Source organism: Streptomyces sp. NPDC048584 (genome assembly GCF_043199595.1).
GTDB classification, from domain to species: domain Bacteria; phylum Actinomycetota; class Actinomycetes; order Streptomycetales; family Streptomycetaceae; genus Streptomyces; species Streptomyces edwardsiae.
The window spans coordinates 42,236-64,591 of the sequence record NZ_JBICWF010000006.1; the positions used below are offsets into that span (position 1 = coordinate 42,236).

The 22,356-nt window shown below is 69.9% G+C and carries 17 protein-coding genes; 9 read left to right on the forward strand and 8 right to left on the reverse strand.

All coding sequences use genetic code 11. The features are described 5' to 3' along the window. Positions 1 to 76: 76 nt before the first annotated feature. Entirely contained in the window at positions 77 to 658 is a 582-nt protein-coding gene (locus ACGFR9_RS15100) for a hypothetical protein (protein WP_393208533.1), read from the forward strand. Continuing rightward, a complete protein-coding gene (locus tag ACGFR9_RS15105; RefSeq protein WP_393207656.1) occupies positions 627 to 1,916 on the forward strand; it encodes an ABC transporter substrate-binding protein in 1,290 nt (429 codons plus the stop codon). Before ACGFR9_RS15100 ends, ACGFR9_RS15105 begins: the two co-directional genes overlap by 32 nt. Here ACGFR9_RS15105 and ctaD read toward each other — a convergent pair. Then, positions 1,904 to 3,598, reverse strand: a complete 1,695-nt coding sequence (ctaD, locus tag ACGFR9_RS15110; RefSeq protein ID WP_393207659.1) for a cytochrome c oxidase subunit I — start codon at positions 3,596 to 3,598, stop codon at positions 1,904 to 1,906. The two genes, ACGFR9_RS15105 and ctaD, sit on opposite strands and share 13 nt — an antisense overlap. Before the next feature lie 424 nt (positions 3,599 to 4,022). Between ctaD and ACGFR9_RS15115 the strand changes: the two genes are divergently transcribed. Beyond that, the gene (locus tag ACGFR9_RS15115; RefSeq protein ID WP_393207662.1) at positions 4,023 to 4,238 is read left to right on the forward strand and encodes an I78 family peptidase inhibitor; all 216 of its coding nucleotides are present in this window, start codon (positions 4,023 to 4,025) and stop codon (positions 4,236 to 4,238) included. Positions 4,239 to 4,247: 9 nt separating this feature from the next. On the opposite strand, the gene ACGFR9_RS15120 is transcribed toward ACGFR9_RS15115, so the two are convergent. Together ACGFR9_RS15120 and ACGFR9_RS15125 are read right to left on the reverse strand one after the other, a co-directional pair. Next, positions 4,248 to 5,249: a phosphatase PAP2 family protein gene (locus ACGFR9_RS15120; protein WP_393207665.1), complete on the reverse strand. Its 1,002-nt coding sequence runs from the start codon at positions 5,247 to 5,249 to the stop codon at positions 4,248 to 4,250. Between the two features lie 239 nt (positions 5,250 to 5,488). Further along, positions 5,489 to 6,802: a glycosyltransferase family 39 protein gene (locus tag ACGFR9_RS15125; protein WP_393207668.1), complete on the reverse strand. Its 1,314-nt coding sequence runs from the start codon at positions 6,800 to 6,802 to the stop codon at positions 5,489 to 5,491. Positions 6,803 to 7,066: 264 nt separating this feature from the next. Between ACGFR9_RS15125 and ACGFR9_RS15130 the strand changes: the two genes are divergently transcribed. Then, the gene (locus ACGFR9_RS15130) at positions 7,067 to 8,668 is read left to right on the forward strand and encodes an MFS transporter (RefSeq protein WP_393207671.1); all 1,602 of its coding nucleotides are present in this window, start codon (positions 7,067 to 7,069) and stop codon (positions 8,666 to 8,668) included. A gap of 300 nt (positions 8,669 to 8,968) precedes the next feature. Next, on the forward strand, positions 8,969 to 10,159 hold the full coding sequence (locus tag ACGFR9_RS15135; protein WP_393207674.1) for an acyl-CoA dehydrogenase family protein: 1,191 nt from the start codon (positions 8,969 to 8,971) through the stop codon (positions 10,157 to 10,159). 36 nt (positions 10,160 to 10,195) lie between these two features. Here ACGFR9_RS15135 and ACGFR9_RS15140 read toward each other — a convergent pair whose 3' ends face one another. Then, the gene (locus tag ACGFR9_RS15140) at positions 10,196 to 10,633 is read right to left on the reverse strand and encodes a cell division protein SepF (protein WP_030227434.1); all 438 of its coding nucleotides are present in this window, start codon (positions 10,631 to 10,633) and stop codon (positions 10,196 to 10,198) included. A gap of 290 nt (positions 10,634 to 10,923) precedes the next feature. On the opposite strand from ACGFR9_RS15140, the gene ACGFR9_RS15145 reads away from it, so the two are divergent. The 4 genes from ACGFR9_RS15145 (at position 10,924) to ACGFR9_RS15160 (ending at position 15,912) form a co-directional block, all read left to right on the forward strand. Then, positions 10,924 to 12,087, forward strand: coding sequence for a DUF5685 family protein (locus tag ACGFR9_RS15145; protein ID WP_393207677.1), 1,164 nt, complete (start codon positions 10,924 to 10,926; stop codon positions 12,085 to 12,087). Between the two features lie 297 nt (positions 12,088 to 12,384). Beyond that, positions 12,385 to 13,287: a S1 family peptidase gene (locus tag ACGFR9_RS15150; RefSeq protein WP_311645594.1), complete on the forward strand. Its 903-nt coding sequence runs from the start codon at positions 12,385 to 12,387 to the stop codon at positions 13,285 to 13,287. Between the two features lie 544 nt (positions 13,288 to 13,831). Beyond that, a complete protein-coding gene (locus ACGFR9_RS15155; RefSeq protein WP_393208536.1) occupies positions 13,832 to 14,878 on the forward strand; it encodes a S1 family peptidase in 1,047 nt (348 codons plus the stop codon). A gap of 359 nt (positions 14,879 to 15,237) precedes the next feature. After that, positions 15,238 to 15,912, forward strand: a complete 675-nt coding sequence (locus ACGFR9_RS15160; protein ID WP_393208539.1) for a Type 1 glutamine amidotransferase-like domain-containing protein — start codon at positions 15,238 to 15,240, stop codon at positions 15,910 to 15,912. On the opposite strand, the gene ACGFR9_RS15165 is transcribed toward ACGFR9_RS15160, so the two are convergent. Genes ACGFR9_RS15165 through ACGFR9_RS15180 form a run of 4 tightly spaced genes read right to left on the reverse strand, consistent with a single transcriptional unit; the run spans position 15,896 to position 22,124 of the window. Beyond that, a complete protein-coding gene (locus ACGFR9_RS15165) occupies positions 15,896 to 17,776 on the reverse strand; it encodes a TniQ family protein (RefSeq protein ID WP_393207680.1) in 1,881 nt (626 codons plus the stop codon). The two genes, ACGFR9_RS15160 and ACGFR9_RS15165, sit on opposite strands and share 17 nt — an antisense overlap. Before the next feature lie 3 nt (positions 17,777 to 17,779). After that, the gene (locus ACGFR9_RS15170; RefSeq protein ID WP_393207683.1) at positions 17,780 to 19,063 is read right to left on the reverse strand and encodes an AAA family ATPase; all 1,284 of its coding nucleotides are present in this window, start codon (positions 19,061 to 19,063) and stop codon (positions 17,780 to 17,782) included. After that, positions 19,060 to 21,243: a transposase gene (locus ACGFR9_RS15175; RefSeq protein ID WP_393207686.1), complete on the reverse strand. Its 2,184-nt coding sequence runs from the start codon at positions 21,241 to 21,243 to the stop codon at positions 19,060 to 19,062. Before ACGFR9_RS15175 ends, ACGFR9_RS15170 begins: the two co-directional genes overlap by 4 nt. Positions 21,244 to 21,302: 59 nt before the next feature. After that, positions 21,303 to 22,124, reverse strand: coding sequence for a TnsA-like heteromeric transposase endonuclease subunit (locus tag ACGFR9_RS15180; RefSeq protein ID WP_393207689.1), 822 nt, complete (start codon positions 22,122 to 22,124; stop codon positions 21,303 to 21,305). Positions 22,125 to 22,356 lie beyond the last annotated feature (232 nt).

Sequence of the window (22,356 nt, forward strand, 5' to 3'; positions counted from 1 at the left end):
CACTATGCCCCTTGTGCCCCGACCCTGAAAGCACCGGACGCACCCGGTCCGGACCGACACCCGATTGGTGAGCCAGATGGTTCTCGGCAGTGGCATCGGGCGGGGGAGCACAAGGACGGACCGGCACCGCCCCCGGGCGGCGGGGCGGGGCACGGCACTGGCCGCCGCCCTGTTCCTGGTGCTGGCGCCCGGCCTCGCGGCATGCGGCGACGGCGGCGGCTACGGCGGGGGCGACGGCGGGAACACCACGCCCACGGCGGAGCACACGACGAACGAACCGGGCAGCGCGCCCGCGGACCGGGCGGCGGCCGAGAAGGAGATCCGGCAGAACTGGGAGAAGTTCTTCGACCCCGCAACGCCCGTGGACGAGAAGAAGAAGCTCCTGCAGAACGGTGAGCTGCTGGGCCCGGTGCTCGAGGTGTTCAGCGGTGACAACCGCGCCGGACAGGTGAAGGCAGAGGTCACCGAGATCGCGTTCACCTCACCGACCGAGGCGGACGTGACGTTCACCCTGACGCTCAGGGGGGCCACCGCCCTCCCGGACGCCTCCGGCGTCGCCGTCGACGACGACGGCACCTGGAAGGTGTCCGTCAAGTCCCTGTGCGCGCTCGTCCAGCTGAGCGGCGATGAGTCGCCCCCGGACATCCCGGGCTGCTGAGGCCCTCGCCGCGGCGGCGCTCCTCGCCCTGACCGCCGCCTGCGGCAGCCGTCTGCCGGAGAGCGACTTCGGGCACGACGACCGCGCCTCCGCGCCCGCGCGCGAGCCGATCCGGGTCGGCATCGTCGCGAGCGCCACCAGCCCGGTCGGCGGCGGCGCCCTCACCGGCCCGCGCGACGGCGCGAAGGCCTGGTTCGACCGGCTCAACACGCGCGGCGGCATCGACGGCCGGCGCGTCGAGGTGCACACATGCGACGACGGCGGCAGCGGCGTCGGCAACAACGAGTGCGTGCACAGGCTGATCGACGAGGAGAAGGTCGTCGCCCTGGTCGCCACCACCGCCCTGGACTACGCGGGCGCCTCCCGCGTCTCCCGCGCGGGCGTCCCCGACGTCGGCGGCCAGCCCATCGGCGCCGCCTACGACACATATCCGCACCTGTACGGCATCCACGGCAGCGACGCGCCCCGGAACGGCACCCCCGGCTGGGACGGCAGGCTGTACGGCGGCACCGAGGTCTACCGCTACTTCAAGCGCGAGCACGGCGCCCGAACCGCCGCCGTCGTCTCCTACAACCAGTCCGCGTCCGCCGCCTACGCCCGGCTGGTGCAACGCGGTCTGAGGGCCGAGGGCTACAAGGTGGTCACCGAGCAGGTCGACTTCGCCCTGCCCAACTTCCGCGCGGTCGCCGCCGACCTGAAGCAGCAGGGCGCCGACCTGGTCTTCGACGCCATCGACGCGAACGGCAACGCCCGCCTGTGCCGGGCCATGGACGACGCCGGCGTCCGGGTCACCGCCAAGGTCACCAACGTGCAGAACTGGACCTCCGCCGTAGCCGGGGACTACAAGGAGGCACCGCACTGCCGCAACGCCCTCTGGGCGACCGGCTCCAGCCGCGACTACGAGGACACGGCCCATCCGGCCGTACGCGCGTTCCGGGACGCCACGAAGGATCTGGAGACGCACTCCCAGTGGCAGCTGGAGGGCTGGGCGGCGGCGCGCTGGTTCACCGACGCGGCCACCTCCTGCGCCCGTACGGGCATCACCCGCGCGTGCGTCGACGGCTACGTCGGCCGCGCCCGGGACTACACCGCGGGCGGACTCCTGCTGCCCGTCTCGTTCGAGCGGTCGCCCGAGCCGCCGTCGACGAGCCGGACCTGTCTGTCCGTGGCCCGCTGGCGGGACGGCGAGGGCTGGGTGGCGCAGGGCGACATGAACCGCACCTGCTTCGAGGTGCCGCAGCTCGCCTACGAGCCCTGACCGGAATTGGCCTGCTCGCTCTTCGGTTCGGGCTGGGCGGTCAGCGCCGCGTACTCCGGATGGTTCATGTCGAACGCCGGCGACTCCGAACGGACCCGGGGCAGCGTCGTGAAGTTGTGCCGGGGCGGGGGACACGAGGTCGCCCACTCCAGGGAGCGGCCGAACCCCCACGGGTCGTCGACCTCGACCTTCTCGCCGTACTTGGCGGTCTTCCAGACGTTGTAGAGGAACGGCAGCGTGGACATGCCGAGCAGGAAGGCGCCGATGGTCGAGACGGTGTTCAGCGCGGTGAAGCCGTCCGCCGCCAGATAGTCGGCGTAGCGGCGTGGCATGCCCTCGGCGCCCAGCCAGTGCTGCACCAGGAACGTGGTGTGGAAGCCGACGAACAGCGTCCAGAACTGGATCTTGCCGAGCCGTTCGTCCAACATCTTCCCGGTGAACTTGGGCCACCAGAAGTAGAAGCCGCCGAAGGTCGCGAAGACGACGGTGCCGAAGACGACGTAGTGGAAGTGCGCGACGACGAAGTACGAGTCCGTCACATGGAAGTCCAGCGGCGGCGACGCCAGCAGCACCCCGGTGAGCCCGCCGAACAGGAACGACACCAGGAACCCGGTCGCCCACAGCATGGGTGTCTCGAAGGACAGCGACCCCTTGATCATGGTGCCGGTCCAGTTGAAGAACTTCACGCCCGTGGGTACCGCGATCAGGAAGCTCATGAAGGAGAAGAACGGCAGCAGCACCGCCCCGGTGGCGAACATGTGGTGCGCCCACACCACCACCGACAGGCCGGTGATGGCCATGGTGGCGCCCACCAGCGTCAGATAGCCGAACAGCGGCTTGCGGCTGAAGACCGGGATGATCTCGGTGACGATGCCGAAGAACGGCAGCGCGATGATGTACACCTCGGGATGGCCGAAGAACCAGAACAGGTGCTGCCACAGGACCGCCCCGCCGACGGCGGCCTCGAAGACCTGGGAGCCGAACCGCCGGTCCGCCTCCAGCACCAGCAGCGCCGCCGCCAGCACCGGGAACGCCAGCAGGATCAGGATCGACGTGAACAGCGTGTTCCAGGTGAACAGCGGCATCCGGAACATCGTCATCCCGGGCGCGCGCATCCCGACGATGGTGGTGATGAAGTTGACCGCGCCGAGGATGGTGCCGAACCCGGCGAGCGCGAGCCCCATGATCCACAGGTCGGGACCGAGGCCCGGCGAGTGCTCCATGCTGTTCAGCGGCGCGTAGGCGAACCAGCCGAAGGCGGCCGGGCCCCCGGTGACCACCAGCGAACCGAGCACGATCAGCCCGCCGAAGAGGAACAGCCAGTACGAGAGCATGTTCAGCCGGGGGAAGGCCACGTCGGGCGCCCCGATCTGCAGGGGCATCAGCTCGTTGGCGAAACCGGCGAAGGTGGGCGTCGCGAACAGCAGCAGCATGATCGTGCCGTGCAGGGTGAACAGCTGGTTGAACTGCTGGTTGTCGACGATCTGCAGTCCGGGCCGGGCCAGTTCCGCCCGCATCAGCAGGGCCATCACGCCGGCGATCAGGAAGAACACGAACGACGTGATCAGATAGAGATGGCCGATCTTCTTGTGGTCCGTGGTGGTCAGCCAGTCGATCACCAGTCGTCCGCGCCGCTGCCGCCGCGCCGGTCGCGCCGCCGCCTGGACGGTCTGCGTCCCCATCGCTCGCCCCTTCGCTCCTCGCGCGCCGGGCCCGCTCGGGCCCGCGCCGCCTGTCCCTCCGGGCCCACGCCATGATGCTCGCCCCTGCCCGCTTACGACAGGGGACGTGGCGGATCGTGTGGCGGAAAAGCGCATGTTCTGTGCGCACCGGCTTGTGCGGTCATGTGTGTCGGCGGAAAACGAATGAGGCCCCGGGAGTACTTCTCACGGCATTTTCCGCGGACGCCGAACACGCCAGTGGTGTGACACGCGGGAATTACGTTCGAATACCTGCGGAAGGGGCACGGAACCATCCGTCCGGGTGAAGGTCACCGTCACGAACGTCTGTCGTGATCCTGTGACAGAAGTGTGACCGCCACAGGATCCGGCCGGGTGTTCCCGGAGCGGGCTTCCCCGCTCACGGGGCAGGGCATAGCGTGGCCGTATGGCACCCATTCCGACACCCTCGGCGGAACCCCAGGACAGCCCGGACGCCTATGTCGGCCTTGCCGCGGACCGGGCCGAGCACCTCGCGCGCGAGCGCGGCTGGTCGACGGTGCGGGCGCTCGCGCCGGGGACGATCATCACCATGGAGTACCGCATGGGCCGGCTCAACTTCGAGGTGCGGGACGGCCGGGTGGCGCGGGCCTGGAAGGGCTGACGCCCGCCGTCAGGGGCGGGTCGCCGACGTCGTACCGCGCGGGTGGCGCTCGGGGTGCGGCGGGCGGCGGCTGCCCGCCGGTGTGACCGGGGAGCGCTCCCCGCGGGTCGTATGCGGTCCGGGCGCCAGGTAGGCGGGCGACCGGGTGGACGGGCGGCCCGTGGCGAGCGGCTCGGGAGCCGGGTCGGCGCGGTCCGTGAGCGGCCTGAGCATGACGGGCCGCGCGAGAGCGCCGGGCTCGGCCGCGCCCGCCCGGCGTACCCGCCAGCGGGCCCGGAGGCCGAAGATCCGCGCCTCCGTGCGGGCGATCAGCGGCTCGAACCAGGGCAGCGCCAGCAGGATCAGCAGGCCCGCGACCCAGCCCAGGACCACATCGCTCAGCCAGTGCGTCCCGATGTACACGGTGGACAGACCCACGCCGAGCGAGGTGACCGCGGACAGGGCGGACAGCCAGCGGCGCGCTCTCGGGGTGGAGGCCAGATAGGCCAGGATTCCCCAGGTCACCACGGCGTTCGCGGTGTGGCCGCTGGGAAATATATCGCCGCCGAGCCACATCTCGTTCGAGCCGATCTCGGTGGCGTAGTGCGGGCCGAGGCGGCCCATGCCGTACTTCGCGGCACCGACGGTGACGTTGAGCAGCAGCAGGGAGACGCCGAGGGCGAGCAGGGGACGCAGCGTGTGCTGCCGCCAGGAGCGCCAGCCCAGCCAGGCCGCCACCATCACGGCGGTCGGGCCGCGCTGGCCGAGCACCACGTAGTAGTCGACGAAGGCGTGGATCTCGGACCACTGCTGATAGGGGCGGAAGAACATCACCTGCCAGTCCAGCCGGACCAGCCAGGAGGTGATCAGCACGGCCCACACGATCGCCAGATAGAAGGCCAGGGAGGCGCCGAACAGCACCACCCGGTGCCGGCTCATTCGCGGCACGCCGATGTGAGCCGGTCGTTCCGGCTCACGATCCAGCCTCGCGAACACCCGGTCCAGACGGGTGGGCTTCCGTTCGGTACGCACCCAATCGACGTTACAGCGAGTGAGCGCGGAACCCTGTCGAATCAGCCTCTTTGTGATGACGATGTGATGTGGCATTCCTCTCAGGAGGACCTTTAATACCGGCGAATCCGTAAACCCCGGATGCCCCGGACTTCAATTCCTTTGATCATTCAGGGCGAGGGTTTTATCGCGCTTTTAAATTCGTTCACCGGGGGCTCGTACGGAATTTCCCCGGCGCTCATCGGCCGTCCGGGGGCGGGTCAGGGCGGACCGGAGCCGTTCAGCCAGAAGGCCCCGTACACCGCCGAGGCCGCCGCGACCGCCCCCACGACCAGCGCCGACCTGCGCGTACGCAGCCGGGCCAGGGCCAGGGCGAGGGGCAGCAGCAGGGGGAAGGCGGGCAGCAGCAGCCGCGGCTTCGAGCCGAAGTAGCTCGACGCGCACAGGGCGAGCGCGGTGACGACACCGGCGTACACGAGCAGGGGGAGCGGCTGCCGCTGCCGTACGCAGACGACGTACAGCCGGAGCAGGAGGCCGACGCCGATCAGCAGGCCGAGGCCCGCGAGGGCGGACGGGAAGGACGTGAACTTGGCGGCGACGAAACGGGCGAAGGCGTAGCCGCCGTCGAAGCCGTTGCGCCATCCGGCCTGTACATCGAGATATCCCAGCGGTCCGTCTCCGGTGCGGTGGCCGACCCACAGAACGTAACCGGCGGCTCCGAGGGGCGCGAGGAGCATGCCGAGGATCCGGCGCAGGCGCACACCCGGAAGGTGCGGCGCGCTCCGGGCGCCCTCCGGTGCGGGGGCGCGCCGGTCCGGCGCGGGCGCGCCGGAGCGTCCGCCCGGCCGTGCGCCGTCCGCGAGCGCCTTGCTGCGGTGCCGCGCGAAAGGGGTGCGGTCCCGCGCGGGGGTGGTGTCCCTCCGCGCGGACGTGCGGTCGCGGAGGAACGCGGCGATGCCCGCCGCCCAGACCGCCGCGACCACCGCCAGCCCCACCGGGCGGGTCAGGCCCGCCAGGCCGGCGAGGACTCCCGCCGTCACCCAGCGCCCCGTCAGCACGGCGTACAGCGACCACGCGGCGAGCGCGGTGAACAGGGACTCGCTGTACGCCATCGACTGCACGATCCCGACCGGCAGCACCGCCCACAGCAGCACCGCGCACACCCCGGCCCGGCGCCCGTACACGTGGTCGGCCACCGCGAAGATCCCCCAGGCCGCCGCGAGCGAGGCGACCGCGCTCACCACGAAGCCGCCGTCGGCGTACGACAGCGGGGACACCGCAGCCACCAGCCGCTCCAGCCATGGCAGCAGCGGGAAGAACGCCAGGTTGGAGTGCACGTCGCCCTGGGGGAGCCGCACCTCGTAGCCGTACCCGAGTTCGGCGACCCTCGTGTACCAGAGCGCGTCCCAGCGCGCGGTCAGCAGGGTGTACGCGTCCTTGCCGCGCGCCCCGCTCCACACGGCCAGCACCACCAGGCCCAGGGCACGCACGGCGGTGTACCCGAGGAGCGCCGGGGCGGCGCGGCGCAGGGCGCCGGAGCGGGCCGGGGCGACGTGTACGTCGAGATCGTTCACCCGCCCGATTATCGACCCGGCGGGGAACCGGTCCGCCCGGCACAGGCGTGTGACCACGGCGGGAGGAGTGGTGTACGCCACATGGATCCGTCCGGGCAGTGAGAGGCCCGCCACTCGACCCCGGCTTCCACTCGCGTACTCTGACGTGTCACTCGCCGATCGCTGCGCGGGCCGGGGATCACCGCTCCTCCCCGGCCGAGTCACGGGGGAGTCCCCGACCCTGTGAGCCCGCCGATCGCGAGGGAACATCTGGGAGGTACGTACATGTCCGGGACGACCACGGCCGCCGCCGCGCTGCGCCGTCGGGCGGCCGGGGCCGGTGCCAACCGCTGGGTGGTGCTCGTCGTCCTGTGCGCCAGCCTGCTCCTGGTCGCCGTCGACGCCACCGTGCTGCACGTGGCGGTTCCCGCGGTCACCGAGGACCTCAGGCCCGGCGCGATGGAACTGCTCTGGATCGTCGACGCCTATCCGTTGGTCTGCGCCTCGCTGCTGATCCTCTTCGGCACCCTCGGGGACCGGATCGGCCGCAGACGCGTCCTGCTGCTCGGCTACGCCCTGTTCGGCGTCGCCTCCGGCATGGCGGCCCTCGCGGACAGCGCGCAGGTGCTGATCGTCGCGCGGGCGCTGCTCGGCGTCGGTGGCGCGATGATCATGCCGGCGACGCTGTCGATCCTGCGCCAGGTCTTCCCCGACCGGCGCGAGCGGGCGCTCGCCATCGGTATCTGGAGCGCGGTCGCCGCCGTCGGCGCGGCGGTCGGCCCGCTGCTCGGCGGGTTCCTGCTGGAGCACTTCTGGTGGGGTTCGGTGTTCCTGGTCAACATCCCGCTGATGCTGGTCAGCCTCCCGGTCGGGCGCCTTCTGCTGCCCGAGTCGAAGGGCGCCGGCGACGGGCCGTGGGACGTGGTCGGCGCGCTGATGGCCGCGGCCGGACTGTTCGCGATGGTCCTCGGAGTGAAGCGGCTCGGCGGCGGCGCGTCCGCCGCCGGAGTGTGGACCCTGCTGACGCTGCTCCTGGGCGCCGGTCTGCTGGCCGCGTTCGTACGGCGGCAACGGCGGCGCGCGCATCCGCTGGTCGACCTGCGGATGTTCGCCCGGCCGGCGTTCAGTACGTCGGTGGGGTGCATCGTGCTGGCGATGCTCGCGCTGGTCGGGCTGGAACTGATCGCGGCCCAGTACCTCCAGCTGGTGCTGGGGCTCTCTCCGCTGGAGACCGGGCTGCGGCTGCTGCCGCTGACGATCGCCGCGATGGCGGCCGGGCTGGCGGGGGCGCGGATGCTGCGCCGGTTCGGGCCGCGCCGCATGGTCTGCGCCGGCTTCTGTCTGACCGCGGCGGCGGTGGTGGCCCTGACCGGGATGGGCGGGCAGGACGACTGGCCCCTGCTGCTGACCGGGTTCGTGCTGCTCGGGCTGGGGCTGGAGACCACGCTGTTCGGGGCCTACGAGTCGATGCTCAGCGAGGCGCCGGCGGCGTCGGCGGGCGGGGCGGCGGCGATCGGCGAGACCTCGTACCAGTTGGGCGCCGGTATCGGGATCGCGCTGCTCGGCAGTGTGATGAACGCGGCGTATGCGCCCGGCCTCGCGGAGGTTCCCGGGGTACCGGGGGAGGCGTCCTCGGCGGCGTCGCACTCGCTGGGGGAGGCGTACGAGGTGGCCGACGGGCTCGGCGGGCCGGTGGGCAGCGCGTTGCGGGAGGCGGCGCGGGAGGCGTTTGTGCACGGGCTGCATGTGACGTTGCTGGTCAGCGCGGGGCTGCTGTTGCTCGGGGCGTTGATGGCGTTGCGGTTGCCGCGGGCGATGCAGTGCGAGGCTGCCGCGGTGGAGGTGCCCGCGCCTCGGGGACCGGTGGAGTCACGCGTGTCGGTGTGACCGAATGCGTTCTCCCACCCGCCCACGTCCGTCCACCGCCCACTGCGAGGTGAACGTCACCCGTGTGTGGGGGCGGACCTCGTCGGCGGCTGCGGGCGGTGTGCCTTTCGCCGGGGGCGGCTTCGTGCGGGCCCGCCCGTTCCGGCTGGCCGCGGCGCCGGCCGGGACGAGGGTGTCGGCCGTGGGTGTCCCCCCGTCCCTGACGAGGGGCGGCAGGGTGGACGTGCCGGGGGCCGCCGCGTAACGTCGGTGCGATGTTGGGACTAGCGGTGCTAGTTTTCGTTTTCGGAGGGTGAATCCATGTCCGCGTCCGCGAAACCGCCCCCCTTCGACCCCGCCGATCCGCTCGGCCTCGACGAGCTGCTGGAGCCGGAGGACCTGGCCGTGCGGGACACCGTGCGGGCCTGGGCCGCCGACCGGGTGCTGCCGGAGGTCGCCGGCTGGTACGAGAAGGGCGAGCTGCCCGGTATCCGGGAGCTGGCCCGGGAGCTCGGCGGGATCGGCGCGCTCGGCATGTCCCTCGACGGCTACGGCTGCGCGGGCGCGAGCGCCGTCCAGTACGGGCTCGCCTGTCTGGAGCTGGAGGCGGCCGACTCCGGGATCCGGTCCCTGGTCTCCGTACAGGGCTCGCTCGCCATGTACGCCATCCACCGCTTCGGCAGCGAGGAGCAGAAGCGGGAATGGCTGCCCCGGATGGCCTCCGGCGAGGTCATCGGCTGCTTCGGGCTGACCGAGCCCGACGTCGGCTCCGATCCCGCAGCCATGCGCACCCACGCCAAGAAGGACGGCACCGACTGGGTGCTCAGCGGACGCAAGATGTGGATCACCAACGGTTCCGTGGCCGGAGTCGCCGTGGTGTGGGCGCGGACCGACGAGGGGATCCGCGGCTTCGCCGTACCCACCGACACCCCCGGCTTCTCCGCGCCCGAGATCAAGCACAAGTGGTCGCTGCGCGCCTCCGTCACCAGCGAGCTGATCCTCGACGGCGTACGACTGCCCGCCGACGCCGTACTGCCCGGGGTGACCGGTCTCAAGGGCCCGCTCAGCTGTCTCTCGCACGCCCGGTACGGGATCGTCTGGGGCGCGATGGGCGCCGCGCGGAGCTGCTTCGAGGCCGCCGTCGACTACGCCATGTCACGGGAGCAGTTCGGGCGGCCCATCGGCGGGTTCCAGCTGACCCAGGCCAAACTCGCCGACATGGCGGTCGAACTGCACAAGGGGATTCTGCTCGCCCACCATCTGGGGCGGCGCATGGACGCCGGCCGCCTGCGTCCCGAGCAGGTCAGCTTCGGCAAGCTCAACAACGTCCGCGAGGCCCTCGACATCTGCCGTACGGCCCGTACGATCCTCGGCGCCAACGGGATCTCGCTGGAGTACCCGGTCATGCGGCACGCGACGAACCTCGAATCGGTGCTGACGTACGAGGGCACCGTCGAGATGCACCAGCTCGTGCTGGGCAAGGCGCTCACCGGGCTCGACGCCTTCCGGTGAGTGCCCGAGGGGGCAGGGCCGGCGAACGGCCCTGCCTCAGCTCTGGTTGAAGAAGCCGTCCGAACGGTGCGCGGCCGGCTCACCGCTGACGACCTCGGTGTCGGCCGGGCTGAGCAGGAACACCCGGTTCGACACCCGCTCGATGGAGCCGCGCAGACCGAAGATCAGACCCGCGGCGAAGTCGACGACGCGCTTGGCGTCACCGGCGTCCATGGCCGTGAGGTTCATGATGACGGGAACGCCCTCGCGGAACAGCTCGCCGATGGCACGTGCGTCCCGGAAGCTGTCCGGGGTGACCGTGCCGATCCGGCGCCCCCGCTCCTCGGCGACGTCCGCGGCGACCTTGACCCGCGGATCGGTGACCCAGGCCTCGCCGGGCTCGGCCCCGTCGGAGTAGTCGTCGTCGTAATAACGCTCGTCTTCGTTGTCGTCGACGAGGCCGAGCCAGGCACTCGCCTTGCGTACCGATCCCATGGACGCCTCCTCTCACAGCGGTCTTGTCTGCTTTCCGCATCCCTATCGTCGTCCATGATGCGGACGTCGCGCCAAGTGGATAGACGCCGCGCGGGGGGTTTGTGACGGTACTGGTGCACAGCTGATCCGTCGAGACTCCGTGTCCCCCAAGGGTCTTGGTGTAAACGGATGCTGACTGTGAGTGAAATATGATTCTTCCCGGCGTACGGGTGAGGAAGGGTACGTACGGGTGAACGCCGGGCCCGATACGATGCCGCCGCTGAACGTCGTACAACTGCACGGGGGATGTCGTGTTCGGAATGGTCAGGCCGTGCCGGCACCGGCTCGGGGAGAAGCTCACCGCCCAGTGGATGGCCCATCTGTGCGGTCTGTGTCTCGCCCTGCGCGGGGATCACGGGCAGCTCGCGCGGATCGTCACCAACTACGACGGGCTGCTGATATCCGTCCTGACGGAGGCTCAGGCGGACCGCCCGGAGGCGGGGCGGCGCACCGCGGGGCCGTGTCCGCTGCGCGGGATGCGCACCGCGTCCGTCGCGCACGGTGAGGGCGCGCGGCTCGCGGCGGCCGTCTCCCTCGTCCTCGCCTCCGCCAAGGTGCGCGACCATGTCGCCGACGGTGACGGGATGCTGGCGCGGGGGCCGGTCGCGCTCGCCGCGCGGCGGGTGGCGGCGGGCTGGGACCGGGCGGGGGCGCGGACCGGTTCGGCCGTCGGCTTCGACACCGCCGTCCTCGTCGACGCCGTGGACCGGCAGACGGGCATCGAGACCCTCGCCGGGCCCGGCACCCCGGTCCTCACCGTCACCGAGCCCACCGAGACGGCGACGGCGGCGGCCTTCGCGCACACCGCGGTGCTCGCCGGGCGGCCGGGCAACGCCGTACCGCTCGCGGAGGCCGGGCGTCTCTTCGGGCGCCTCGCGCATCTGCTGGACGCCGTGGAGGACCGGGAGGCCGACGCCGCTTCGGGCGCCTGGAACCCGCTCACCGCCACCGGGACCCCGCTGGAGGAGGCCCGCCGGCTCGCCGACGACGCGGTGCACGGCATCCGGCTCGCCCTGCGCGAGGCCGAGTTCACCGACGGTGGTCTCGCGCACCGGCTGCTCGTCCATGAACTGCCCAACTCCGTCCATCGCGCCTTCGGTACGGTCTCCTGTGCCCACGGAGCGGGCCCCTACGCCCCTCCCGGCGGCCCCGGCGCCCCGCTCCCGCCCGGACCGCCGCGCCGTGACCCGCGCGGGCTGCTGGCCGGCTGCGCCGTGTGGCTGGGACTCGCCTGCACCTGTCAGCTGTGCTGCGGCACCTACGACGACCCCTGGAGCCGGGAGCAGAAGCAGGGGCCCTGCACCAACTGCGACTGCAGCGGGTGCGGCGACTGCTGCAGCTGCTGTGACTGCTGCAACTGCTGCGGTGAGGACGGATGCTGCGGGGACGGCTGCGACTGCGGCTGCGACTGCTGACGGACGAGTCATCCGGAGGGGCGAGTTCCGGCCACGGCGCACCTGTTCGACCGGCCGTGATACGGGTGTGACCACGGGTAACGCGACCCCGCGCGGGGATCAAATCTCCTAGACGGTTCAAAGGTCGACGGCCAAAAGGCACCCTTGCGCCGAACGGTCGGTCGGCCGAATACTCGCCCACAGCGCTTGTCAGGGGCACGGCATATTCGGAATCCGGGCATCCGGGCCCCCTGACTGCGCCTCACCGGGCCCACAACCCCACGAGGGCCCCCTACTTCCTTTGTGGAGGAACGAGAAGTGAGGATCAAGCGCACCACCCCCAGCAGCGGCATCTCGAGACGGACTCGGCTGATCGCCGTATCCACCGGCCTCGTGGCCGCCGCCGCGATCGCGGTCCCCAGCGCGAACGCGTCCGACACCCCCACCACCTTCAGCTCCGCCGAACTCAAGGGCGTCAGCGGCTCGGTGCTGAAGGCCGACGTCCCGGGCACCGCCTGGGCCGTCGACAGTGAGACCAACCGGGTGCTCCTGACGGTCGACAGCACCGTCTCCCAGGCCGAGATCAACAAGATCAAGCAGCAGGCCGGGGCCGACGCCGACGCGATCACCGTCAAGCGCACGCCGGGTACGTTCAGCAAGCTCATCCAGGGCGGCGACGCCATCTACGCGAGCAGCTGGCGCTGCTCCCTCGGCTTCAACGTCCGCAGCAGCAGCGGTGCCGAGTACTTCCTGACCGCCGGTCACTGCACCGACGGCGCCGGCGCCTGGCGCGCCAGCTCCGGAGGCACCGTCATCGGACAGACGGCGGGCTCCAGCTTCCCGGGCAACGACTACGGCATCGTGCAGTACACGGGGTCCGTCGCCCGGCCCGGCACCGCCAACGGCGTGGACATCACCCGAGCGGCCACCCCGTCCGTGGGCACCACCGTCATCCGCGACGGTTCCACCACCGGCACCCACAGCGGCCGCGTCACCGCCCTGAACGCCACCGTCAACTACGGCGGCGGCGACATCGTCTCCGGCCTCATCCAGACCACGGTCTGTGCCGAGCCCGGCGACTCCGGCGGCTCGCTCTACGGCAGCAACGGCACCGCGTACGGTCTGACCTCCGGCGGCAGCGGCAACTGCTCCTCCGGCGGCACGACCTTCTTCCAGCCGGTGACCGAGGCCCTGAGCGCCTACGGGGTCAGCGTCTACTAGGACCCGGCCCGCACCACCACCGGTCCCACGGGTGACACCCGCGGCCCGAAGGACGACGAGCCCCCGCACGCAACCGGCGTGCGGGGGCTCGTTTTCGTGCGGCACGGAGCCGTGGGCGCGTCGGCGAACGGGCCCGGCGGCCGGCTCCGCAACCGGTGCGGAAGCAACGCCCCACGAGTGCACCGGCCATGCATCCGGGCCACGGAGGGTCGAATTCAAGCCATGCTCGGATCCCGTCGGCCGTACCGCCGGTTACCCGCTCGTAGCGTTTGCAGTGCGAACCGTCCCCCGTGTCCATGAACTGTCAGGACATAGGGGGCGCGCGGCGGTTGTCGTACGCGCGTCCTGAAGTCGACCTTGTGTGCTCCCTGGGGGGTTCGGAAGAGTGGGCGCCGTTCGACCGGCACGGGCGTGGCTTCTTCTGTGTTCCGCCCCCGTCGCCGTACACCTTCCGGTCCGACGGGGTCCCCACAACCTCCCGGACCGTCCCCCCACAGGAGGACGTGAGTTGAAGCACCGACGCATACCCGGGCGACGCGCGGTCATGGCGGGTGCGGGCATCGCCGCACTGGCCGCCGGCGCGGTCACCTTCCAGACTGCGAACGCCAGCGAGCCCCCGGCGGACGCCGCGCCCCGGACCCTCTCGATCGGAGCGGCCGGAAAGCTCGCCTCGACCCTCGCCCAGGACCTGGGCGCCGACGCGGCGGGAACGTACTACGACGCGAAGAGCAAGGCCCTCGTGGTGAACGTGCTCGACGAGTCGGCCGCCGAGGCCGTCGAGTCGGCCGGCGCCAAGGCGAGAGTTGTGGCGAACTCCCTCGCCGAGCTCAAGAGCGCGCACACCGCCCTGAAGCAGGACGCCACCATCCCGGGCACCTCCTGGGTGACCGACCCGACCACCAACAAGGTCGTCGTCACCGCGGACCGCACCGTCTCCGGGGCGGAGTGGGCCAAGCTGACGAAGGTCGTCGACGGGCTGGGTGCCAAGGCCGAACTCCAGCGCACCAAGGGCGAGTACAAGCCCTTCGTGGCCGGCGGCGACGCCATCACCGGCAACGGCGGGCGCTGTTCGCTCGGCTTCAACGTGACCAAGGGCGGCGAGCCGCACTTCCTCACCGCGGGCCACTGCACCGAGGGGATCTCCACCTGGTCCGACTCCTCCGGCAACGTGATCGGCGAGAACGCGGACTCCAGCTTCCCCGGTGACGACTACGGCCTGGTCAAGTACACCGCCGACGTGGCCCACCCGAGCGAGGTGAACCTCTACGACGGATCCGCCCAGGCGATCTCCGGCGCCGCCGAGGCCACCGTCGGCATGCAGGTCACCCGCAGCGGCTCCACGACCCAGGTGCACTCCGGCACGGTCACGGGTCTGGACGCCACCGTGAACTACGGCAACGGCGACATCGTCAACGGTCTGATCCAGACCGACGTGTGCGCCGAGCCCGGCGACAGCGGTGGCTCGCTCTTCTCGGGCAGCAGCGCGGTCGGCCTCACCTCCGGCGGCAGCGGCGACTGCACCTCCGGGGGTGAGACCTTCTTCCAGCCGGTGACGGAGGCCCTCTCGGCGACCGGCACGCAGATCGGCTGAGCACTCCTCGTCACGACGTCCCGCCCCTCCGTCGCGGAGGGGCGGGACATTCGTGCGTTCACGTGTGACCGTTCGCGGTTGTTGGCGAGTGAGGCGGGGTGGCTCCGCTGCTCAGCCGGTTCCTGTTCACGCGGGTTGGCGGGTTCTGTTCGCGATAGCTGGCGGGAGAAGTGGCTTCTTTGGTCACGAAGAGTGCTAGCCGGTTGTCTCCCGTGGCTTGGCTGCGAAGGTCTCAACGAACAGTGTGTTGCCCAATCTTGTGACTCAGCTGACGAGTGATCAGCGAAGCGAGTTCATGGAGGGCTTCCCTGAAGGGTTTGGACTCGTTGAGGATGACTCCTGACCTTGGGAAGGACATGATGAAGCTTCTCCTCACCGACTCCGGTATCAAGAACGCGAGCATCCAGGATGCGCTGGTCGACCTCCTGGGCAAGCCGATCGCCGAGTCCAGTGCCCTCTGCATTCCCACCGCGGGGTATGGGGGCCCCGGCGCCGATCCGGGCGGGCCGTGGCGGTTCATCAGCGGACGATCCCCCAGCCCCATGACCGAGCTGGGGTGGAAGTCGGTGGGCGTGCTGGAGCTCACCGCGCTGCCCAGCATCGAGGAAGCGCTCTGGGTCTCCTGGGTCCGGGAGGCCGACGTTCTGCTGGTCAATGGCGGTGACGCGCTGTATCTGTGCCACTGGATGCGGGAGTCCGGGCTGGCTGAACTCCTGCCGTCGCTGCCCGACACGGTCTATGTGGGACTCAGCGCCGGGAGCTTGGTGATGACCCCCCGCGTCGGGGAGGACTTCGTGGGCTGGAAGCCGCCCGCTGGCGGCGACAGCGCGCTGGGCGTGGTCGATTTTTCGATCTTCCCGCACCTGGATCATCCGGCTTGTCCGGAGAACACCATGGCCGCGGCAGAACGATGGGCAGCCGGGATCGCGGGTCCGGCATATGCGATGGACGAGCAGACCGCCATCAAGGTGGCCGACGGCGCCGTCGAAGTGGTCTCCGAGGGCCACTGGAAGATGTTCAACCCGACCTCATGAAGGGTTCTTCCGGAGTGACAGAGCCAGTGGCTGCGAGTTGGGCTGCGTACTCATCCAGGAGCGGTCCGAGGGACCGCACGTAGGGGTCCCGCCGGGCAAGAAGCCTCACCATCGTCTCGCCCAGTGGACTTCGACGGGCGAGCGCTGTGCCTGCGCCGAACGTGACCGGGTCGATGGTGGGGGCGAGACGCCACTCGCTGCCGGTGAGTTTCGACCAGACGAGCGCAGACGCGCACTCCTCCAGGCGGCTCCGAGTCTCGCTGAGGTCTCGGTGGGGCTTCGACCCCGGCAGACCGCTGATCAGGTCCGCCCAGTCTTCACGGGGCAGGGACCAGGACGCGAACCGTTCGCGAAGTTGCTTGTAGTCGACCGGGTCAGGGGCCTGGCTGATGTGCGAGGCGAGAGCCTCAAAGGCCGTGGTCAGATTGAAGGGGCCTGTGCGGAGATACACGTTCAGCGGGGGCAGTTGTTGACGCGGCTGGCCGTTGAACCAGGCGCCAGGGATCTGCAGGAAGTCGGCCGCTTCGGCCATCGACTCGCCGGTAGCGATTTGCACGAGTTGGACCGCCGCGATGCGACGGAGCTTGAGACTTCGCGGGAGGGAGCGAGGAGTGGAGGCTTCGCGGAGGACGGTGAACCACTCGTCGGGCAGTTGTTGCGGGATGTGTTCTGGAAGGTAGCCGCGTGGCCGGAGAGCAAGGACCGGCTCGTCGGCGGCAGGCATCCGTGGCTGCTGGGACTGGAATGCCTGCTTGATCTCGTATTCGATGATCGGCGAGTGCCTGCGGGACAGTAGGTTCCAGGTCCTGCCCCAGGCCGGATCCAGGTTCGAGGGAGCGTGCTTGGCCAGGTCCTGGAGTTCTTTCCGCAGCTCTCTCAGGGGCAGGTTCAATAGATGGGTGGCGATGCTCAGCACCGCTGCCGTTGCTGGGGCAGAGGGCGGGGCGGAGTCCCAGCGGTGTTGGCCGGCCCTGCTGCCGGGCCCGGGCTGTGCCGGACGGCGTAGGTCGGTGGAGAGTGCTCTGGTCACGGCTGGCGGGAGGTCGCCGCGCTGGCTGTGGGGCCAGGTCGCGCAGATGATCGCTGACAGGTGACGCAGGTCCGACAGACGGCCCAGGCTTCGGCTCGGATCGGTGGTGTCCTCCAGGAGAGCGAGAAGTTCGGGCTGGAGTCGTTCCAGCTCAGGCGTGAGTTCGACGCCCGGCGGGTCGAAGGAGTCCAGCCTGTGCTGGCAGAGCGGGGCGTGGTGCGCTTCGGTCGTTTTGCTTCTGCACTGGGCCGGGTGGAGTCCGGAGGCACCGGGGCTGGCGATGAGGCGCGTGCTGATGCGGCGGTCGAGGCTGCCGGCGTGCTGGCGGCAGGCCGGGCAGCGGTGCTGCAGGAAGACCCGGTGTTCCAGGCAGGCGAACACGATCGGCAGGTGCCATTGGAGTTTCCAGGCGCCGCCATGTCGGCGCTGGATCTCGCTGCCGTCTCCGGCCAGGCACTTTGGGCAGTGGCGCGGGTTGGCGAACAGCAGCCATGTCGGCGGGATGAACCGTTGCCGCGGCTTCTGGCCGGGGTGGGCTATGGCCTCGGCGATGGAAGGGTGGGTGGCGAAGTAGGGCCGGAGGGTGAGTTGGTCGACGGTCTCGGGGGCCAGGCGGGTGGCGGTTGCGAATCTCTGTCGTTCGCTGGGGTCGAGCATGAGCAACAGCCGTTTCGGGGCGAGACCGATCGATCGGTTTCCGGAGGTCAGCCCGGTGCGCCAGAGGATGTGGCCCGGTGCTTGGTCCAGGCGATGAGACAGCCGCAGGACCAGCCCGTGCAGGCTCTCGCCGGGCAGCGGGATCAGGCTCCTGGGCAGCGGTTCGATCCAGGTCATCGCTCAACTCGCGGCTTCATCGGAGTGCTGCGGGCCGTGGTCGTCGAAAACGGTGTTCCTGCTGGCCTTGCGGGGTCTTGTCCGGCTGGTCTTCGGCTTGGGGGTCTCAGGTTCACCGGTCTCGTCCAGGGCTTGGCCGATCCCGTGGGCGGGATTCTCACGGCCGATGATGATCCCTTCGAGGAGTGCCTCGTCGATCTTCTCCTTGCCGCTCTGCATGGCTGCGATGGCGGCGTCCCTGACCAGGCGGCCAAGGATGCCGACGACGCCCGCGCAGCGGCCGTAGAGGTACTCGGGCATGCCGCCTGAGGTGAGCATGCCGGGTTTGGCCTTCATCAGCCGCAAGTGGTCCTCGATCCCCTTGAGGTGGTCGACGAAGTGCCGCATTTCTGCGGGAGTGTCGTAGGGGAAGCGGTCCAGTTCGACCAGATCGAAGCGGCGCTCGGTCTGGGTGACCTCCAGTCCGTGGACGCGGTGGGTCTCCAGCGGTGGAAGCACCCACTGCTTGGTCTTGCGGTCGTAGGTGGCCTCGCGCAGCAGGCCGGTGCCCGGGATGTTGACGCCGGACAGGATCAGGGTGATCCCGCAGCCCATCAGGGCCCGGATCATGTCCAGGACGTCCTGGTCGTCCGAGCGGTGCATGCGGAGCCGGTTGATGTCGTCCAAAATCAGGACCATGACGCCGTGGTCCCTCAACGAGTCGGCAACCTGCCGCAGCAGTTGAGGCAGCGTCATCTTGCGGATGTCGGGGCCGAAGAAGTTCAGGATCGACTCGCAAAGGCTCTTGGGGGTCGCGGTGACCGGCGTCGAGACGTAGGCGACGGGCGCATGCAGATCCCAGGTTCCCTCGACCGATGTGGGATCGAGGTGGCCGTGCAGGTCCAGCCAGTAGTCCTCGAACTCGGCGGCGAGCGCGCAGACGGCGGCGGTTTTGCCGTGGTTCCCGAAGCCGCTGACCATGACCCCGGGCAGGGTGGCGTCGTCCTGGATGAACGGGTTGCTCAGCAAGCGCCGGTCGATCACCTCGTTGACCTTGGTCAGCATCGGTGTCTGCTGGAGCGGCAGGTTCACGTTCGTCACCTGCCGGTAGAGGTCGTAATCGGAGCGGCGGTCCAGGGGGATCGACCTCAACTGGGCCGCCGTCAGCATCGGCGCTGGCACCAGCAGACCGCGGGTGCGGCGATAGTGCTCCCAGCCGGCGAACGTGTTGCGGTGCGGGTGCTTCCGCAGGATGAGCTCGGCGATTCGGCTCCGCGACGGCAGGTTGGCCAGAGGGTCCTTGCTCATCCGTGCTCCTCGGACGTGTCGTCGCCGTCCTCGTCGGGTCTTTCCGGCAGCAGGAACAGGCGGCGGTGCCGCAGGGAATCCACCAGCAGGGGCGGCGCGACGGGCTCACCGAGCTGGGCCGCCTCCCGCCGCTGGCGCCGGGTGGCGTCGACGGCCTTCGCGACCGTCCGGGACTGCTCGCTCCAGGCCGCAGGTTCGGTGGCCCGACGCCCGCCCCGGTCCGCGGCGGCGGCCTGCGCACGGCTGCTTTCGCGTGACCGCGCGGCGCGCTCCCGCTTCTGCGGTTGGGTCGGCCACTGGGCGACCGGCGTCGCGGAGTTGAGGATCTCCAGCAGCACCGGCAGCAGGTCCTTGTCCGAGCGCGGCCCGAGCTTGTGCTCCTTGACATAGGCCAGCAGGTTGGCGGCAGTCGTGTCCGAGAAGGCCGGGATCTCGCCCTCGGGCGGCAGACCGTTCCAGCGCAGGACATGCCAGGTGTCGTGGACGACGGGATCTTGGAAGAAGACCTGGCGCCGGTCCCTTCGGTCACTGCGGACCACCCACTTGCCCGCGTGCTTTCCGCCCCGGTCGGACGGGAGCCTGTAACGGGGCTCGTCGAGTACCTCGGCGTGATACCAGAGTCCGAGGATCTTGACCCCGCGACGCGGATGGATCTTCACGTGGTGCTTGCGCAGGACCTTGTAGTAGAGCTCCGGCTCGGGGATCTGCAGGGAGAAGCCGCCCTGGAGCATCGCCGCGGCGAACAGCGAGTTGGGACTGTGGTCCTCACCCGGCCCCCAGGCCGGCGCGTACTCCCCGAGCTTGCGATTTTGCCAGACCTGGACGATCCAGCTCGCGATCAGGTGTTCCATCCGGCCCAGGGTGAAGACCGCATCGCCCTCCGGGTCGGCCCCGCGATCGGCGACGTCGGTGCCGGTGAACCCGAGCAGATGCTCGAACAGCAGCGTCTTGACCGAGGAGAATGCGCGCTCGACGGCGAATTTATCGCTGGCGCGAAGAGTGCGGGCGGGCAGGATGTTGCAGCCCAGCGCGCGTTCCGCGTCGACCAGATCGTGGTTTTTGTAGGGACTTCCGTGGTCGGTGGTCACGGTCTCCGGCGCGAAGAACGGCAAGGCCGCGACCCCGCAGCCGGTGAACTCGGCGATGACGTCGGCCGGGACGCCGGGGTAGGGCCATTGCATCTCCTCGCCCCAGCCCTCACGCATGGGCAAGGGCATCATCACGTCCCGCAGCAGCATCGCGACATCCACCGACGTGTCCGACTGCAACGTCAGACGAAAAGCCGGCAGGGAGTGCGAATAGAGGTCCAAAGCCAGGGTCAGCGTCGCAGTGACCGCATCCCCGAACACCGTTTCGCGTAGTTTCACCGGCATCGGAGTCGAGTCGAGCGCCAGCACCTGGCCCGGCCGGTGCACCACCACCCGCCCCGCGACGCCGGCCTCCTCAGCCTCATCCGCGGACCGCTCGTAGCGCTGCCGGCCGCCTCCCGGACCGAACCACTCGTGCCAGACCCGCCACAAAGTCGGCCGCGACGGAATCTTCTCGGTCGGGAACTGCGGGAACTTCTCCCTCATGTACTGGTGCAGAAGGCGATGCTTGGCCGCCATGCCGATGCGGGCGCGGTCCTTGCACTCCTTCTTCACCGCGAAGATCGCCTCGCGGACCTCTTCGGTGATGCTCCGGTGGCCCCCGCTCCTGCGGGTCCACCGCCCGTCCGCGCAGGCCAGCAGCAAGCTCTCGCCGGTCGCGGACGACAAGCGCTCCAGCGTCCGCAGACTCATGAAGCGCAGTCCCAGCATTTCGGCCTCCTGCGGAGGCATCGCCTTCAACTCGGCGACCTTCACCAGCCGACGCTCGGTCAGCGTCGTCCGCTCGGGGTCATAAGCCGGTCTCGGCTCGCCAGGCTGGGCCCGCGAGGGGTGGCCGCTGCGGAATCCCGTCATTGCTTCCAGGACGTGTTCAGCCCGGATCCGGGCGCGACTGTGCTGTTCCGGGGTGAGATCGGCCACGGCGCGAGGCTGGGTGCCGTGCCCTGAACCGACCGCCTTCACCTCCTCCGCCATCCGGGCGTCGGGATGATTGATCAGCCAGCGGATCGAGCGTGACTCGACCTGTCCGTCAGCGTGAGCCAGAACGAAGCGTCCGAACTGTGGCTCGACCGACTCGACGGTCCACTCCACTGCGTTCAGCAGGATCCGGCGGCCTGGCGCCAGGCCCAGGAGCCCCCGTCCGGCCCCCACTACCCGCACCCCATCGCGGCAGAGCCTGGCCAGATCAGCGAACGGTCTCCCAGCGGACAACCCAGGTCAGTCGCGAGCCGGCGATGCCAGAGCATGTGTGTGACATGTGCGCGTGCCACCACCGGAAGGCTTGTCGACGCCGCCAGCTCCGCGAACAGCACCGGACCCGAGCCGACCGCCACCTCCACCTGCTGCTGCAGCCCAAGAGGGTCCTTCAAGGGCCGGCGCTGGGACGACAGATGATCCAGAACACTGTGGACATGCGGGCGCCACTCGGTCACGACTGAGTAATGCCAGCCGCAGGCTGCCGCCGCCTCCCTGGCGGCCGCGAACTTCAGCGCGTCAGATTCCTTGATCAGATTTCCCGGACGGACGTCGAACAGCCACAGGCTGCCGTCAGGCAGTACCACCAGGAAGTCCGGGATGTGCTGACTGCGGCCCTGCCTGTGCTCGAAGTCCAGGCAGAACGGCTGCGGCAGCACATCCGATACCCCCAGGAAGTCCAACGCGAGCAGCAGCCGCTGTTCCTCCAGGGACTCAAACCCGTGATGCCGCCCCGTACAGACCATGAACTGCAGCCCCGGACGGTGCCCCTGCCGAGCCCGCCACGTGAACTGCCGCACCGGCTTCGACGAAGACACCGGCACGGACCCCATGTCACGGACCGGCCATGACACCTCACCCTCACCAACCAGCCATGTCCCACTCCACCGGCGCGGCCACCCATCCCCGAGCATCAGCCGATCACGAATGCGGCCTTCGTCATAGGCCGTGATCAACTGCTCCAGCCCGCATGAGTCCGATCGGATCTTCGCCTTCATCACTCCGCGCATGGGTCAACAGGAGCACTGCCGTACCCGGCGCTGGTGCGGATCACCACATCTGCTCGTTACTCAGCGCGACGTGATCGCTTGCAGTGAGAACTTCGCCAACTCCGATGAACAACCGCCAACAAGCCTGAACGGTCACATCACGGGTGTTTGCGCAGGTGGGGAGGGGTCGGTCGGATCTCGCACACGCATTCGAAAATTGGTCTATGGTGGGGGTGAGATA

Excerpts from the sequence above, each read along its gene's own strand:
- ACGFR9_RS15130 (WP_393207671.1), top strand. The coding sequence starts at position 7,067 with ATGTCCGGGACGACCACGGCCGCCGCCGCGCTGCGCCGTCGGGCGGCC.
- ACGFR9_RS15105 (WP_393207656.1), top strand. The coding sequence starts at position 627 with ATGAGTCGCCCCCGGACATCCCGGGCTGCTGAGGCCCTCGCCGCGGCG.
- ACGFR9_RS15180 (WP_393207689.1), bottom strand. The coding sequence starts at position 22,124 with ATGAAGGCGAAGATCCGATCGGACTCATGCGGGCTGGAGCAGTTGATC.
- ACGFR9_RS15115 (WP_393207662.1), top strand. The coding sequence starts at position 4,023 with ATGGCACCCATTCCGACACCCTCGGCGGAACCCCAGGACAGCCCGGAC.
- ctaD (WP_393207659.1), bottom strand. The coding sequence starts at position 3,598 with ATGGGGACGCAGACCGTCCAGGCGGCGGCGCGACCGGCGCGGCGGCAG.
- ACGFR9_RS15160 (WP_393208539.1), top strand. The coding sequence starts at position 15,238 with ATGAAGCTTCTCCTCACCGACTCCGGTATCAAGAACGCGAGCATCCAG.
- ACGFR9_RS15135 (WP_393207674.1), top strand. The coding sequence starts at position 8,969 with ATGTCCGCGTCCGCGAAACCGCCCCCCTTCGACCCCGCCGATCCGCTC.
- ACGFR9_RS15155 (WP_393208536.1), top strand. The coding sequence starts at position 13,832 with ATGGCGGGTGCGGGCATCGCCGCACTGGCCGCCGGCGCGGTCACCTTC.
- ACGFR9_RS15140 (WP_030227434.1), bottom strand. The coding sequence starts at position 10,633 with ATGGGATCGGTACGCAAGGCGAGTGCCTGGCTCGGCCTCGTCGACGAC.
- ACGFR9_RS15170 (WP_393207683.1), bottom strand. The coding sequence starts at position 19,063 with ATGAGCAAGGACCCTCTGGCCAACCTGCCGTCGCGGAGCCGAATCGCC.
- ACGFR9_RS15165 (WP_393207680.1), bottom strand. The coding sequence starts at position 17,776 with ATGACCTGGATCGAACCGCTGCCCAGGAGCCTGATCCCGCTGCCCGGC.
- ACGFR9_RS15100 (WP_393208533.1), top strand. The coding sequence starts at position 77 with ATGGTTCTCGGCAGTGGCATCGGGCGGGGGAGCACAAGGACGGACCGG.